At 69.2% G+C, this 14,842-nt stretch carries 16 protein-coding genes; 9 read left to right on the top strand and 7 right to left on the bottom strand.

All coding sequences use genetic code 11. The features are described 5' to 3' along the window. Positions 1-357: 357 nt before the first annotated feature. The gene (locus ABZ420_RS33020; RefSeq protein WP_357131244.1) at positions 358-1,203 is read right to left on the bottom strand and encodes a TetR family transcriptional regulator; all 846 of its coding nucleotides are present in this window, start codon (positions 1,201-1,203) and stop codon (positions 358-360) included. Positions 1,204-1,276: 73 nt separating this feature from the next. Here ABZ420_RS33020 and ABZ420_RS33015 point away from each other — a divergent pair, with 73 nt between their 5' ends. Then, a complete protein-coding gene (locus tag ABZ420_RS33015) occupies positions 1,277-2,503 on the top strand; it encodes an MFS transporter (protein WP_357131241.1) in 1,227 nt (408 codons plus the stop codon). A 97-nt stretch (positions 2,504-2,600) separates the two neighbouring features. Here ABZ420_RS33015 and ramB read toward each other — a convergent pair whose 3' ends face one another. After that, positions 2,601-4,007 (bottom strand): acetate metabolism transcriptional regulator RamB, encoded by a 1,407-nt coding sequence (gene ramB, locus ABZ420_RS33010; RefSeq protein ID WP_062968043.1) that lies wholly within the window; start codon positions 4,005-4,007, stop codon positions 2,601-2,603. A 93-nt stretch (positions 4,008-4,100) separates the two neighbouring features. Between ramB and ABZ420_RS33005 the strand changes: the two genes are divergently transcribed. The 6 genes from ABZ420_RS33005 (at position 4,101) to ABZ420_RS32980 (ending at position 9,278) form a co-directional block, all read left to right on the top strand. Next, positions 4,101-5,612, top strand: a complete 1,512-nt coding sequence (locus ABZ420_RS33005; protein ID WP_357131237.1) for an ATP-dependent DNA ligase — start codon at positions 4,101-4,103, stop codon at positions 5,610-5,612. 171 nt (positions 5,613-5,783) lie between these two features. Then, the gene (locus ABZ420_RS33000; RefSeq protein WP_357131234.1) at positions 5,784-7,037 is read left to right on the top strand and encodes a lipase family protein; all 1,254 of its coding nucleotides are present in this window, start codon (positions 5,784-5,786) and stop codon (positions 7,035-7,037) included. A 90-nt stretch (positions 7,038-7,127) separates the two neighbouring features. Next, on the top strand, positions 7,128-8,330 hold the full coding sequence (locus tag ABZ420_RS32995; protein ID WP_357131231.1) for an inorganic phosphate transporter: 1,203 nt from the start codon (positions 7,128-7,130) through the stop codon (positions 8,328-8,330). Between the two features lie 11 nt (positions 8,331-8,341). After that, positions 8,342-8,626 carry a hypothetical protein gene (locus ABZ420_RS32990; protein WP_357131228.1) on the top strand — a complete coding sequence of 95 codons (285 nt, stop codon included), beginning with the start codon at positions 8,342-8,344 and terminating at the stop codon, positions 8,624-8,626. A gap of 11 nt (positions 8,627-8,637) precedes the next feature. Next, entirely contained in the window at positions 8,638-8,973 is a 336-nt protein-coding gene (locus ABZ420_RS32985) for a DUF3349 domain-containing protein (RefSeq protein WP_357131225.1), read from the top strand. Between the two features lie 14 nt (positions 8,974-8,987). After that, on the top strand, positions 8,988-9,278 hold the full coding sequence (locus tag ABZ420_RS32980; protein ID WP_357131222.1) for a DUF3349 domain-containing protein: 291 nt from the start codon (positions 8,988-8,990) through the stop codon (positions 9,276-9,278). Position 9,279: 1 nt separating this feature from the next. Here ABZ420_RS32980 and ABZ420_RS32975 read toward each other — a convergent pair whose 3' ends face one another. Both ABZ420_RS32975 and ABZ420_RS32970 read right to left on the bottom strand, forming a co-directional pair. Beyond that, complete coding sequence (locus ABZ420_RS32975; protein WP_357131219.1) at positions 9,280-9,720, bottom strand: DUF4254 domain-containing protein; 441 nt, start codon at positions 9,718-9,720, stop codon at positions 9,280-9,282. Between the two features lie 56 nt (positions 9,721-9,776). Further along, positions 9,777-10,079 carry a hypothetical protein gene (locus tag ABZ420_RS32970; RefSeq protein ID WP_040870859.1) on the bottom strand — a complete coding sequence of 101 codons (303 nt, stop codon included), beginning with the start codon at positions 10,077-10,079 and terminating at the stop codon, positions 9,777-9,779. A 181-nt stretch (positions 10,080-10,260) separates the two neighbouring features. Here ABZ420_RS32970 and ABZ420_RS32965 point away from each other — a divergent pair, with 181 nt between their 5' ends. Next, on the top strand, positions 10,261-11,121 hold the full coding sequence (locus ABZ420_RS32965) for a helix-turn-helix transcriptional regulator (RefSeq protein ID WP_357131216.1): 861 nt from the start codon (positions 10,261-10,263) through the stop codon (positions 11,119-11,121). A 10-nt stretch (positions 11,122-11,131) separates the two neighbouring features. Beyond that, positions 11,132-11,329 carry a DUF397 domain-containing protein gene (locus ABZ420_RS32960; protein WP_357131214.1) on the top strand — a complete coding sequence of 66 codons (198 nt, stop codon included), beginning with the start codon at positions 11,132-11,134 and terminating at the stop codon, positions 11,327-11,329. Positions 11,330-11,572: 243 nt separating this feature from the next. Here ABZ420_RS32960 and ABZ420_RS32955 read toward each other — a convergent pair whose 3' ends face one another. From ABZ420_RS32955 to ABZ420_RS32945, 3 genes are all read right to left on the bottom strand, one after another. Continuing rightward, positions 11,573-12,409: a class II fructose-bisphosphate aldolase gene (locus ABZ420_RS32955; RefSeq protein WP_357131211.1), complete on the bottom strand. Its 837-nt coding sequence runs from the start codon at positions 12,407-12,409 to the stop codon at positions 11,573-11,575. Positions 12,410-12,575: 166 nt separating this feature from the next. Next, positions 12,576-13,517 (bottom strand): hexose kinase, encoded by a 942-nt coding sequence (locus ABZ420_RS32950; protein ID WP_357131208.1) that lies wholly within the window; start codon positions 13,515-13,517, stop codon positions 12,576-12,578. 8 nt (positions 13,518-13,525) lie between these two features. Next, on the bottom strand, positions 13,526-14,677 hold the full coding sequence (locus tag ABZ420_RS32945) for an amidohydrolase family protein (protein ID WP_357131205.1): 1,152 nt from the start codon (positions 14,675-14,677) through the stop codon (positions 13,526-13,528). Positions 14,678-14,842 lie beyond the last annotated feature (165 nt).

Raw genomic sequence — 14,842 nt, 5'->3', positions numbered from 1 at the left:
GCCGGTGACCGCGTCGAACTTGAACGCGGCGGAGGCGCCGGGGTGCTCCTTCGTCGCCTACGCGACGGCCACTCGGACACGAGCCGGGCCGCGAACGGCGCATGCTCGGTCTCGCTTCGCTCGAAACCTGCGGTTGAGGTGCGCCGGGGGCGTCGGCATTCGAGGTTCGGATGAAGTGCGCGCGCCCCGGCGGATGAAGGTCGGCTCGACCGGCATCGAGCGCCGGGGTGCGTGGTGCGTTTGCCGCCGGTTCTCGACCGCGTGCAACGCTGACCATCCGGGTTGGCAGTTGCGGTGACAGGGTGGTCGGCGGCCGATTCGAGTGACGTTGCCGCGCACGTGCGGATGGGCGTCGAGTCAGGCGTCGGGCTGGGAAAGCAGTTTGAGCACGACCGGGCGGGACAGTGTGCCCGATACCTGTCTGGCGAGCTGGTTGGCGCTCGTGCCTGCGGCGTGGGCGGCCTTCAGGGCGGTGGCGAGTTCGATGCGGGCGGCTTCGGCGGCGGCTTGGGCCTCGCGGAGTCGCTGGGCGGCGCGGTCCACGTCGGGCTGCTCGTCATTGGTGGTCAATTCATTGACCAGTTCGACCTCCGGGAGGCGGGCTGCCCGCTCACCTGGCGACGCGTTACGGCGCATCGCCGCCCTGGCGAACTCCATCAGGAACGCCCGGGTGGCGTCCTTGTCCTCCGCGGCGGCCTCGCCCAGCAGCAGCCTGGTGGTCTGCGGGACGGCGTGTGACCAGTTGGCCAGGCCGCACAGGGCCAGCAGCAGGCGGCCCGCGTTCGCGGAGTCGACGTCGAACTGTTCCTGGGCGCGGTCGAATTTACGCACGTAGTGCGCGGCGCGCCAGCCGTCGATGTCGTGCGCGTCGGCGCCGCGATGCAACGCCTCCCAGAGCATCAGCCGCAGCAGTTGCGGGTTGTCCCGGTGATAGTCGAACAGCTTGCCGACGTAGGCCCCCGGTTCGGTGTCGGCCAGCGGTTGCACCACGTCGATGAACTCGCGCAGCGTGTCGATCAGGATGACGTCGAACAGCTTGTCCTTGCTGCCGAACAGTCCGTAGATGCGCTCCTTGTTGACGCCCGCCGCCTCGGCGATCCGGTCGACCCGCGCGCCGGCCAGCCCGTACTGCGCGAATTCTTCGCGGGCGGCGCGCAACAGGGCCTGCCTGGTCGCGTCACTGCGTTTGATCGTGGCCGTCATGACCGACACTTTACCATCTCATTAAACCAACTATTTGGTTGACAACGCCCTGCCGCAGGCCTACCTTCGAGCCATGGCAATGTCCACCTTCCAGTCCGCGGCTCCGGCCCGGACGCGCGGCCGAGACACCTCGGCGCGAGCCCACACCGGGCGCACCCTGCCTTTCTTCGTCCTCGCCGCACTGCTGGCCACCGGCCAGATGTACGTTCCCATCCCGCTTTTCACCGCCATGCGGGCCGAATGGGGTGTCGGCTCGGCGGCGATGACCTGGATCATCAGCGCGTTCGCCTTCGGCTACGCGGGCGGCTTCGTCCTGTTCGGGCCGCTGTCGGATCGCTACGGTCACCGCCGGGTGCTGGTCACCGGCATGCTGGCGGCCGCGGTGGTCACCCTATTGACCGGATTGGCGTTCAGCGCCCCGCTGGCCGTCGTCCTGCGGGTGGCGCAGGGCTTGGTGGTCGGCTCGATTCCGCCCGCGATCATGGCTTATGTGGCGACCCGCATCACCCCCGCGCACCGTGCCGTGGCCACCATGTCCGTGGCAACGTCGTTCCTCGCGGCGACGGTGGTCGCGCAGATCGTGTCGCAATGGATGGTCGGCGCGTTCCCGTGGCGCACGGTGTTCGTCGCCTCCGCGATCGTGTTCGCCGTCCTCGCGCTGGCGTTGCGGTCGGCGTTGCTGGCCGACGCGCCCACCGGCCGGGACAAGCCGCTGCGGCACAGCTACGCCGCGATTCCAGCGGTGCTGCGCATCCGGGCGCTGGTGCCGATGTTGATCGCGGGCGCGATGAGCATGGCGGTGATGGTCGGGGTGTACACCGGCCTGGAACTGACCGGGGTGGTCCGCGGCTCGGGCGAACTGCTCGCGCTGCGGGCGGGCGCGCTGCCGGTGATGATCGCGCTGCCCGTGCTCGCGGTGCCGCTGGCCCGGCTGTCCAAGCACGGCCAGATCGTGCTCGGCGTGCTCATCGCCGCGACGGCGATGGTGGTCGCGACCTTCGAGGGAACCCATCCGCTCGTGCTGGCCGTGCTGCTGGCCGTGCTGGTGGGCGGACTCGGCATCATCGCTCCGGCTGTGCTGCAGAGCGCGGGCGAACTGGGCGGCGAATCCCGCGCCGCCGCCATGTCGGTCGCTATGTTCAGCTTCTACGTGGGCGCGACCATCGGCCCGCTGGTCGCCGCCGCCGCGGCGCCGCACGGCTTCGCCACCCTCGCCTGGACGCTGGCGCTGTTGCTCGTCGCCGCACTGGGTATGACCGTGGCCGGTCTGCGGATGCAGCGAAAGGCGCAGGCCGCCTGACCGAACACCGCGTCCGGCCGGTATCGGTACTCCGATCCCGGCCGGACGCGCGTTCAACCCGCGCCGCCGGTTCGCCGTGCCGGGATCATCCGGCCGACTACTTCAGCACATACGGCGAAACCGAGCTGCGGTGCTCGCTGATGTCGAGCACCTTGCCCAACGGCGGGAACGCGCGCTGCGGGCAGTTGGCCCGTTCGCAGACCCGGCAGCCCGCACCGATCGGCGTCGGCTGCACCTCGTCGAGGTCGATGCCGTCGGCGTAGATCACCCGGGCCGCGTGCCGCAGTTCGCAGCCCAGTCCGATGGCGAAGGTCTTGCTCGGCTGGCCGAAACGGGTGGCGCGGCGTTCGACCGTGCGGGCCACCCATAGATATTTGCGGCCGTCGGGCATCTGGGCGATCTGCGTCATGATCTTGCCGGGATAGGCGAAGGTCTCGTAGACGTTCCACAGCGGGCAGGTCCCGCCGCTGGCGGAGAAGTGGAAACCGGTGGCCGACTGGCGCTTGGACATATTGCCCGCGCGGTCGACCCGCACGAACGAGAACGGCACACCGCGCAGCGACGGTCGTTGCAGCGTGGATAGCCGGTGGCAGATGGTCTCGTAGCTCTGCGTGAAGAACGCCGACAGCCGCTCGATGTCGTAGCGGAAGTCCTCGGCAACCTCGTGGAAATGCGTATACGGCAGCACCGTCGCCGCGGCGAAGTAATTCGCCAGCCCGAGCATGGCCAGCTTGCGCGCGTCCTCGGACGCGAAATTGCCCTCCTCGACCAGCTTCTCCAGCAACTCCCCACATTCGAAGTAGGCCAGCTCGGCGGCCAGTTTGAAGGTGCGCTGCCCGCCGGAGAGATGCGGCGCGATCTCCAGGTTGCGGGTCTGCGGGTCGTAGCGGTGCAGCACGCCCTCGCCGAGGTCGATGCGCTCGGTGATCCGCACGTCGTGCGCGCGCAGGATCCTGGCGATCTCGCTGTTCACGTCGCCGCCGTGGAAACGGATGCGCGCGGTGAGCTCCTCGGCGGCGGTGTCCAGCTCGTGGATGTAGTTCTGGCGCTGGTAGAAGTAGTCGCGCACTTCCTCGTGCGGCTTGCTGATCGCGCCGCTGCCCGCGCTGTCGGCGAACCGGTCCTCGGTGGCCGCCGCCAGCTGGGCGGAGGTGTTGCGGTAGCGGTTGTGCATGTTGACCAGCGCGCGGGCCATGCTCGGATGCGCCGAGACCATGTCCGCGATCTCCTGGGCGTCGGCCTCGATGCCCAGCTCCTGGTCCATCACGACCTCTTGGAGCTCCGCGATGAGCCGCGTGTCGTCCTGCGCGGAGAAGAAGGTCGCGTCGACGCCGAACACGTCGCTGATCTTCAGCAGCACCGGGACGGTGAGCGGGCGCACGTCGTGCTCGATCTGGTTGAGGTAACTCGCCGAGATCTCCAGCTGCTGGGCCAGCGCGATCTGGCTCAGCCCGCGTTCGGTCCGCAGCTGACGCAGCCGAGCGCCGACGTAAGTCTTGGCCATGCGTCCAGCTTATGGCCGGGTTCGCATCCGTGCCAATTACGGATTAACACTCCTCGCGGACATGTGTCGTACCCGGCGGCTACCGTCGGCAGGGTGTTGTTCTCGGATGTCGTCCTGGCCTCGGAGACCGTGCGCGCGACCAGGTCACGCAAGACGAAGATCGCCACGCTGGCCGGGCTGCTGAGCTCGGCCGCCGCCGACGAGCTCGCGCCCGTCGTCGCCTGGGCGTCCGGCGAGTTACCGCAGGGGCGGATCGGCACGGGGTGGCGCACGCTCACCACGCTCGACAGCCCGCCCGCGCCGGTCGCGACGCTGACCGTCGCGGCGGTGCACGCCGCGCTGAGCGAGCTGGCCGGTACCTCCGGCGCCGGGTCCGCCGCCCGGCGCAAGGAACTGCTCGGGGCGCTGTGGTCCGCGGCGACGGCGGATGAGCAGAGTTTCCTGGTGCGCCTGCTCACCGGGGAACTGCGCCAAGGAGCGCTCACCGCCGTGGTCGCCGAAGCGGTGGCCGTCGCCGCGGGTGTGCCGCCCGATCTGGTGCGCCGGGCGTACATGCTGTCGGGGCGATTGCCGGTCACCGCCGTCGCGGCGCTGACCGGCGGCGCTGCCGCACTCGCGGAGTTCCGGCTCGAAGTCGGCCGCCCGATCCAGCCCATGCTCGCCTCGCCCGGTGCGACGCTGGACGAGGCGCTGATCGAGTTCGAGGGCGAGGTGAGCGTCGAGCACAAGCTGGACGGCGCCCGCATCCAGGTGCACCGGGACGGCGACCGGGTCCGCATCTTCACCAGGACGCTGCGCGATATCACCGCGGGCGTGCCCGAACTGGTCGAGCTGGTCGCCGGCCTGGATTGCATGAGCGTCGTACTGGACGGCGAGACGCTGGCGCTCACCGACGCGGGACGGCCACGTCCGTTCCAGGAGACCATGAGCCGCTTCGCCGAGGTGAGCTCCACCCGGGAGTTGCTGCTGCATCCGTACTTCTTCGACTGTCTGCACCTGGACGGCCGGGACCTGCTCGACGCTCCGCTGTCCGAGCGGCGCGCCGCGCTGACGAAGGTGGCGGGCACGCATACCATTCCCGCGTTGCTGCGGCCGGATGCCGAAGCGGCCGCCGAATATTTCGACGGTGCGCTGGCGGCGGGCCACGAGGGCGTCATGATCAAGTCGTTGACCGCGCCGTACGCGGCGGGCAGGCGGGGCAGGGCCTGGCAGAAGATCAAGCCGACGCACACCCTCGACCTGATCGTGCTCGGCGCGGAATGGGGCTACGGCCGTCGCACGGGCTACCTGTCGAACCTGCATCTCGGCGCGCGCGACCCGGACAGCGGCGAGCCGGTCATGGTGGGCAAGACCTTCAAGGGACTCACCGACGCGCTGTTGCAGTGGCAGACCGCCGAATTCCCCCGCCACCAGCGTTCGAGTGATCAGCACACCGTGTATCTGTGGCCGCGACTGGTTGTGGAGATCGCTTTGGACGGCGTGCAGGTCAGTCCGCGCTATCCCGGCGGGGTCGCGTTGCGTTTCGCTCGGGTGGTGCGCTACCGCCCCGACAAAGAACCCGCCGACGCGGACACCATCGACACCGTCCGCGCGCTACTGCCGTGACCGTCGCCGCGATGTGAAGCGCGCTTGCTCCCGCGCCGGGTGCGTGTCGGGCGTGCGTGGCGAATCGAGCCACTGTAAGTATGGGCAGCGCAAGGTTCCGGATGGCCGCCACACTGCAATGGTCCGGCCGGTTCGTACCTCCGGACAAGGAATCGGCGGGCGGGTGGGACGATGCGAATTGTGCTGTGCGGACGCTATGTCCGGCTGGTGGCGGCGTTGCTGGGCGCCTTGGCGGTGAGTGCGGTCGGCACGCCCGCGCAGGCGAATCCGATCGAGCAGTTCCTCACGCCTTCGCGTGAATACTCCGGGATCCTGCCCACGCCGCTGGGCGACCCGTTCTACACCCCGCCGCCGGAATTCGAGAACACACCGCCGGGAACGGTTCTCGCGTCCCGTCCGGGCGGCACCGGCCTGACCGCCTTCCCGTTGCACTCGACCGAACTGCTGATCCGGTCCACCGATTCCAAGGATCGCCCGGTCCCCGTGGTCGCGACGTTGCTCGTGCCGCGGACGCCGTGGACCGGGCCGGGGCCGCGGCCGGTGCTTTCGCTCAATCACGCGATCGACTCGCTCGGGCATCGGTGCGCACCGTCCTACGAACTCAGGAACCCGTTGTGGGCCGAGATGTGGGCCGCCCAGATTCCGTTGTCCAAGGGATACGCCGTGCTCGTGCCCGACCATCAGGGCCCGCGGCAGGCGTACGGGGCGGGACTGATGGCCGGGCACGCGGTGCTCGACTCGATCCGGGCCGCGGTGCGAACGCCGGAGCTCGGATTGCGACCGGACGCTCCGACGCTGGTCACCGGATACTCCGGCGGCGCCATCGCCAGCGGATGGGCCGCCCAGCTGGCCCCCGTGTACGCGCCCGAGCTCAATCTGGTCGGTGCGGCGTTCGGCGGTGTTCCCGCCGACTTCGGCATGCTGCTGTCCACCATGAACGGCCGCAACGCCGCGTCCGGAGTCTTCTTGGCCGCGACGCTCGGATTGGCGCGGGAGTATCCCGAGCTGCTGAGCCTGATGAACGACGACGGCTGGCGACTGGCCCAGATCGGCAAGGACATGTGCATGACCGGGGAGGAGTTCGGCGGGGCCGTGGCGCCGATTCCGGTGCAAGCGCTCACCCATGCCGCCGCGCCCACCGAACTGCCGATGGTCAAGGAGATCCTGGCCGCCAATCGGCTGGGCGCGAGCGCGCCGACGGTGCCGGTGTTCCTCTATCACGCGACGCACGACCCGTGGGTGCCGTTGGCCGGGGCCGAGAAGCTGTACGCGGACTGGTGCGACGCCGGGACACCGGTGGACTTCCAGGTCTATCTCGGCGAACACTTCCTGGTCGGTCTCAGCGGCATCCCCGGCGCGAACTCGTGGATCGATGATCGGTTCGCGGGCCGTCCGGTCGCCGCGCGGTGCACTCGATCCGGCTGAGCAGGGCGAACCAGATTAGTCCATGTCGGTCGGCGGAACTTTCGGTGACCGACTTGGCTCCGCCATCCGGGGGTGCAGCACACTGGAGGCGTGACCGTCGAATTACTGGTTCTCCTGATCGTCATCGTCACGGCGCTCGCATTCGATTTCACGAACGGCTTCCACGACACCGCCAACGCGATGGCGACCTCGATCGCCACCGGTGCGCTGCGGCCGCGGGTGGCGGTCGCGCTCTCCGCGGTGCTGAACCTGGTCGGCGCGTTCCTGTCGGTGGCCGTCGCCGCCACCGTGGCGAAGGGCATCGTGCGCCTAGATGCCGTCGGCGGCCAGGACCTGATCGTCATCGTGTTCGCCGGTTTGGTCGGCGGGATCCTGTGGAATTTGCTCACCTGGCTTTTCGGCCTGCCGTCGAGTTCGTCGCACGCGCTGTTCGGGGGTCTGATCGGGGCGACATTGGCCGCGCTGGGCTGGAGCGGGGTGATCTGGGCATCCGGATCGGACGGCGTGATCACCAAGATCATTCTTCCCGCCGTGCTCGCGCCCATCGTCGCCGCGCTGGTCTCGGCGATCGGCACCTGGCTGGTGTACCGGATCACCCGCAGCGCCGACGAAGGGAAGGTCACCGAGGGCTTCCGGTGGGGGCAGATCGGCTCCGCCTCGCTGGTCTCGCTGGCGCACGGCACGAACGACGCGCAGAAGACGATGGGCGTGATCTTCCTGGCGCTCGTCGCGCACGGGACGCTCACCAAGGACGACGACCTGCCGCTCTGGGTGATGGCCGCGTGCGCCGTGGCCATCGCGGCGGGCACCTACCTCGGCGGGTGGCGGATCATCCGGACGCTGGGCAAGGGCCTGGTAGAGATCGACTCGCCGCAGGGCCTCGCGGCGGAGTCCGCCTCGGCCGCCATCATCTTGACCTCGGCCCATTTCGGGTTGCCGCTGTCCACCACGCAGACGGCCACCGGCGCGATCCTCGGCACCGGTCTCGGCAAGGGCGCCGAGGTGCGCTGGGCCGTGATGGGGCGGATGGTGGTCGCATGGTTGCTCACGCTGCCGCTGGCCGCGGTCGCGGGAGCGATCTGCTGGGCCATCGCGCACGTCATCGGCGGGCTGGCCGGTGTGCTCGTGGTCTTCGGCATCCTGATCGGGCTGTCGACGCTGATGTACCTGCGGTCGCGGCGTGATCCGGTGCACACCGGCAACGTCAACGAGTGGCCGGGCGACGGGACCGATCCGCCCACCGCCGCGCCGCCCGCCACGTCGGCGGACAAGAACCGTTCGGCCCAGGTGTAGGAGGACCAGGCGTGCACACTCTCGTCACGAATCTGAACGCGCTGTGGAAAGTCGTCGCGGCCGGCCTGGTGCTCGGCGCGGGCCTGCCGATGATCTTCGCGATCGGGGTGCGGTTCTGGTCGACGACCGTGACGACCGATGCGGGAACGGGCGCGGTGCGGCGCAATTATCCCGCCCTCGCGGCCGCGGTCGCGTGCTTCGCGCTGGTCGTCGTGGCGATCGTCAGCGGCATCCTGTACACGGCGAAAGCGTTCATCGCCGCCAGATTCGGCATCCATTTGTTCGGGCAGGCGTGAGGAGTGCCAGCGTGACCGATCCAGTGAAACCAGCTCCGCTCCGGCCGAAGCTGCTCGGCAAAGTCGTGGGCTGGCTGCGCGCGGGGTATCCGCAGGGTGTCCCGCAGGCGGATTATGTTGCCCTGTTCGCCGTGCTGCACCGGCACCTCACCGACTACGAGGTGGTCGCGATCGCCGAGGAGCTGGTCGCTTCGAATCCGGACAGCACGATCACCCACGCCGAGATCGAGCAGGCCATCGCCCGGTTCGCCATGGAGCAACCGGCCGAAGGCGACGTCGCTCGCGTCGCCTCCCATCTGGCCGCGGGCGGCTGGCCGCTGGCCGATCCGCCCGCCGATTCCGACTGACCGAGCCGCCGCCGATGCCACCCTTCCTGCACGCGATCATCGGCTGGCTGCGGGTCGGATACCCGGACGGCGTGCCGGAGTCCGACTACATCCCGCTGCTCGCGCTGCTGCGCCGTCGCCTGTCCGACGAAGAGGTGGCCCGGATCGCCGCCGAACTGACCGGCTTCGGCGGGGCGGACATCGACCAGACCGACATCCAGGTGATGATCACCAAGATCACCAACGACATGCCCTCCGAAGCCGACGTGGCACGGGTGCGCGCCCGGGTCGAGGCCAATGCCTGGCCGGACCTGGACGTCGAGTGAGTCACGGCTGATCGCGCGGGCCGCTGAGGTAGGGCAGGCGGCGCACGCCCGCCGCGACCTCGTAGGCGAGATCCTCGTAGCCGAGCGCGAGTTCGGCGAGGCGCTCCCAGGCATCGTGCACGGCCCATTCCGGGGCGCCGGAGAGGATCTCGTAGGCGCAGGCGGAGAACTGGGCGAGCCGGTCGACCACCATGCCCACGGTTTCGGTGTGCATGTGCGCGCCGCCGTGTGGCAGCGGCGCCTCGGTGGCGACCCAGCGGTCGATCGCGAGGACGAGCCGGGCGCGGTGCCCGTCGATGTCGTTCGTCCCGCCCGGGCCACGGCGCAGGCGGCGTTGATGCAATCCCGCGAGTAAATGGGCCGATTCGAGGATCGGGTGCGCGCGGCGGGGCGCGGTGCGGCAGGCCTGCAAGATGAGCTCTTTGGTCGGCAGTGGTTCCACTGCGATAACCCCCTGGATCGAATGGTCGCGGCGGGCGTCACGCGAGACGCGAAGGTTCATCGACGATGCCGCCCGCCCGGACGCGGCAATCGGTACCGCTTGCGCAACGGCCCGGTGTCCCACGGCGATTCGAGGACGACGAGACCGACGGCCTCCAGCGGCGTGAGCCCGATGCGGCGCACCAGCTCCTCCGTCAGCGCGACCATCTCCGCCGCTTGGATAGCCGCAGTCGCCTGCTCGGTGGACACCATCCGGCCACGCAGATAGGACACCACCCACGCGTCGTCACTGACCCGCCGCGCCTGATGCGGCGTCTGATCACTCACGATCCACATCCGGTCGACGACATGCACCGACATCAGAACCCCCTTGATCCCCGCCGAGCGGGCTGTTCCACCAGCCCCGCTGTGATGCGCAACACAAGCAGCGTAGGTGCGGGACTGCTGACAAGTCAACTTGACCGGTCAATTTGACAAACTTGCCTCGCTGTGGATGCGGGTACGGTCATCTGCACGAACAGCCGGAAGGACTCATCGGACGATGGCACCACTTTCGCCCACGGTCGCGCGCTGGGAGCTCATGCTCAGAATCAAGCGCCGCCGCACCGAGTTCGACGTGTCCGCGTCCGTCATCGCCAAGGAACTGGGCTTCACGCTGTCGTACTGGTCGAAGGTAGAGAAAGAACGCGTCCTGGCCGAGGACAAATTGCGGAATCTGATGAGCCTGCTCGAATTCGACCCCGCGGAACGCGAGGAGATGTTGCGGCTGCGCGACATCGCGAAACAGCGCGGGTGGTGGTCGGAGTACGCGGGCTTGCTGTCGGACGAGGTGATACGCCTCTATGGATTGGAGCACGGGGCGCGGAGCGTCCGTAGTTACGCGAGCATCTTGATTCCCGGCCTTTTGCAGACCGAGGACTACGCGCGGGCGGTGATCGCCAACGACCGGGCGCGGGTACGGCAAGTGGAAATCGAGCGCTGGGTCGAAATTCGCATGCGACGTCAGCAGCGGCTGACCGGATCGGAGCCGCTTCAGGTCACCGCGATCGTCAACGAGGCCGCGCTGACCCAGCGCACCGGGGGTGTGGCGGTCCTGAAAGATCAGCTTTCACACCTGCTGTCGATTACCGAGACGCAGGCCGACACAGTCGACGTTCGGGTCGTGCCCTTCGACGCGCCAGGTGGTGTACTGCTGACCGGTGCGTCGTTCCACCTGCTCGGATTCGACAGCGCACTCCTTCCCGACGTGGCGTGGACCGAGACGCTGGTCCATCTCGGAGTGATCGAGGAGAGCGAACCGGTGCGTCACCTCGCGACCATGTTCGCCACCGCTCTCGCCGAGCACGCGCTTCCACGGAACGAGTCGATAACGTTGATCGAACGCAGACTCGCCGCGCTGTAGCGTGATCGGCATGGGGAGCGCGGCCGGCTGGTTCAAGTCATCACATTCGAACGACAGCACCGCCTGCGTAGAGGTGTGTTTCGACGGTGGTCGAGTCCTGGTTCGAGACAGCAAGTTTCAAGGGTCGCCGGACGCCTCGCCCATCCTGGCGTTCACGCCGACTCAGTGGGAGGCGTTCACCACGGCGCTCCGCACCGACCTCGCCTGACACATCTCCCAGCCGACTCTCAGCTTCACGACACCGAGCACTCAGCTCCACCGGCAAGAGTGTCCCCGTCGATGCGAAGCGATCCATCGACAGCTACACCGGTGGGCAACTGCCCTGCCCACCACCCGAACCGGCCGACGGCGCGCAAACCCTCGCACGCGCCGCCGGCCGTTTCCTTGCCGCGAGTGGCACATGGCTGCGGCGAAACGCGAGAAACTTCTCCAGGATGTGCCACTCGTGAGGTTAGGCGGGGGAGCCGGCGAGGAGGTGGAGGAAGTGTTCGACTTCCGATTGGACGGCTGCGCGGGCGGGGGTGAGGTACTTGCGTGGGTCGGAGAGGTCGGGGGCGTTCGTGAGGTGATCGCGGATGGTGGACGTCATTCGGATGTTGAGGCGGGTGGCGATGTTGATCTTCGTCATGCCGTGTTCGACGGCGTCGCGCAGGCCGTGATCGGGGACGCCGGAGGAGCCGTGCAGCACCAAGGGGACGGGGACCTTCGCGGCCAGGTGGGCGATCAGGTCGTTGTCGAGTTCGGCGGTGCGAGTGTGCATGGCATGTGAGGAGCCGACGGCGACCGCGAGTGCGTCGACGCCGGTGGCGCGCACGAACTCCACCGCCTCGTCGGGATCGGTGCGCGCGCCGGGCGCGTGGGCGCCGTCCTTGCCGCCGACCGCACCGAGTTCGGCTTCGATGTGCACGCCGCGCTCATGGCACCACGCGGTGATCGCGGTGGTGGCGGCGACGTTGTCGGCGTAGTCGAGGGCAGAGCCGTCGTACATGACCGAGCGGATGCCGAGATCGACCGCGGTATGGATCAATCCGGCGGTGGTGGCATGGTCGAGATGGACCGCGATCGCGGCGTCGCTGTCGGCGGCGATGCGCAGGCAGGCGAGGGCGAGCGGGGCGATGCCACGGTGGTAGAGCGCGGTGTTCTCCGACAGTTGCAGGACCACCGGCCGTTTCGCCGATTCCGCGGCGGCCGCGATCGCCTCGGCGTGCTCGAGGGTGATCACGTTGAACGCGCCGAGTCCGCCGGGACGGGCCGCGGTGATCAGGTCGGGGATCGCGATCAGCGGCATAGCGCGCGCTTTCGCAAGACCACTGACTGCGGCGGTACCTGCGCGGTCGTACCGTTCGTAGCCGGCTCGCCACATGCTGTGACCTTGGTCGTCGGAGTGTCGACGCCGCGCCGCGTATCTATCGGCTCGCAAGGCCGGTGACCGGCCGGATCGGTGGGCTGGGCGGTCACGAGGCAGCCTCCTGCGGTGCTGGTAGATCCAGTTCTCGAATCCGGACGGTCGGGGTGAGGCGGGTGCGCATACCGCGGTCGATCTCACCGGCCACCGGGACGACCACGGCGGCCGCCGAGGTCGCGACCGCGTCGGAGAGCAGGGCGGGCCAGTCGGTGCGCGATGCGGACGAGAGGGCGGCGATCACGGCCGCCACCGCGGCATCGCCCGCGCCGGTGGGATTTCCGGCGAGCGGTTCGGCGAGCGCCGCCGACCAAGCGCCGCCGGCGGTCACGGCGGTGATCCCCTCGAGACCGCGGGTCGCGATCACGGCGCGCACGCCGTGCGCGATCAGCGGCTGCACGGCGCTGACGATGTCGTCGGCGGTCGTTGGCTCCGCGCCGGTGAGACGCTGGAATTCGCTCTCGTTCGGGGTGAGCACGATGCCGGGCACCTGTGCGGCCAAGCGCAGCGCCTCGCCGTCGACGTCGCAGATGGTGGGCACGTCGGCCGCGATGGCGGTGCGGGCGATCTCGGCGGGCAGCGAGGGGTCGATGCCGCCCGGCAGCGACCCGGAGATGACCAACCCGGCGATATCGGGTAGCAGGCCCGCCACCCGGACCGCCAACTGCTCCGCGGCGTGCGGATTGGAGACCCGGGCGCCCGGCTCCCACAGCGCGGTGGCGGTGCCGTCCTCGGATTCGCTGATCACCACCGTGCGGCGCACCCACGGCAGCGCGTGCACGAAGTCGACCGGCAGCTCCAGCTCGGCGGCCGCCGCGAAGGCGTGATCGGAGAACCCGGTGGCCCTGGCGTATTTGCCGAGCTGATTCAGCACGCGGGTCACGTTGATGCCCTTGCCGCCGATGCGTTGTTCCACCGACCGGACCCGGTGGGCCTGCCCGCGTTCGAAACGTTCGACGCGATAGGTCATGTCGTACGCGGGATTCATTGTCACGGTGAGGATCACCTCAACCACTGTCCACGTCTGAGCACCCTGCGCAAGTGGAGATTGTCACTGACTGTCAATATGTCGGCGAATTGGCCGGGCCGCAGGTCACCCACGTCGGCGAGCCCGAGTGCGGCGGCCGGAACCGAGGTGGCCGCGAGTACCGCGTCCCGCAGCGGGACACCCGATTCGCGCACGGCGCGCGCGAGGCATTCCAGCAGGGTGCTGACGCCGCCCGCGATGGATCCGCCCGCGACGCGCGCCACCCCGTCTCGCACCGTCACCGGCTGCGGGCCGAGCTGGTATTCGCCGTCACCGAGGCCCGCGGCCTGCATGGCATCGGTGACCAGCGCGACGCGTCCGGGCGCGGTCGCGAACACCAGCGCGGCGAAGCCCGGGTCGACGTGCACGCCGTCACCGATCAATTCCACGATGGCGTCCCCGGCCGCCGCGGCCACCAGTGCCGCGGCGACCGGGCCGGGATGACGGTGGTGCAGCGGCGGCATGCCGTTCGCCAGATGGGTCACGACGCTCGCTGCTCCATTCGGCCGCAGAGCATTCCGGAAGGACGCGTAGTCGGTGTCGCTGTGGCCGAGTGCGATCGCCACGCCGCTGTCGGCCAGGCGCCGTGCGACGGCCGCGTAGCCAGGGCGCTCCGGCGCGAGGGTCATCGCGCGCAGATGCCCGCCGCCCGCCGTCAGCAGCCGGTCGGTCAGTCCCGGATCGGGGTCGCACAGGAATCGCGGGTCCTGGGCTCCGCAGCGCGCCTCGGACAGGAACGGCCCCTCGACGTGGATACCGCCGAGCACGCCTTCCTCGGCGAGCTCGCGCAAGGCGGCCGTCTGCGCCACCATCTCCTCGGCAGGACCGGTGACCACGCTCGCCACCACCGTGGTCGAGCCGTGCTCGTGGTGCGATTGTGCCGCCGTCCGTGCCTGCGCGCCGTCCACGGTGTCGAACCGATACCCGAATCCACCGTGGTTGTGAATATCCACAAGCCCCGGCAGCACGCTGCCAGAAAATGGCGGCTCAGGTAAATCACGATGCGCCGCGCGCCACTGCGCGAACGACCGCACCGCCTCGATCCGGTCCCCGGAGATCAGCACCACGCCGTCGTCCAGCGCGACGCTCGCCGAGACGATGCGACCCCGGATCATCAGCTCTGACATGTCGGTCCTCCTCGGCCCGCGATTCGGATGGCGTCCGCCGGGAGGGAGCAGTCGGCGGAGTTCGCGCGTGGTGGTGGTTTCGGCCGTACGCGACGGTCAGCGAGTCGCGCCGCGGATGCGCAGCGACGGGGCGGCGGGTGAGAGATCGCGCCGCCCGGATTCGGG

The organism is Nocardia sp. NPDC005745, assembly GCF_040630775.1.
Taxonomy (GTDB): Bacteria; Actinomycetota; Actinomycetes; order Mycobacteriales; family Mycobacteriaceae; genus Nocardia.
Note: the sequence above shows the minus strand (reverse complement) of the source record. Positions and strands in the feature narration are given on the sequence as shown.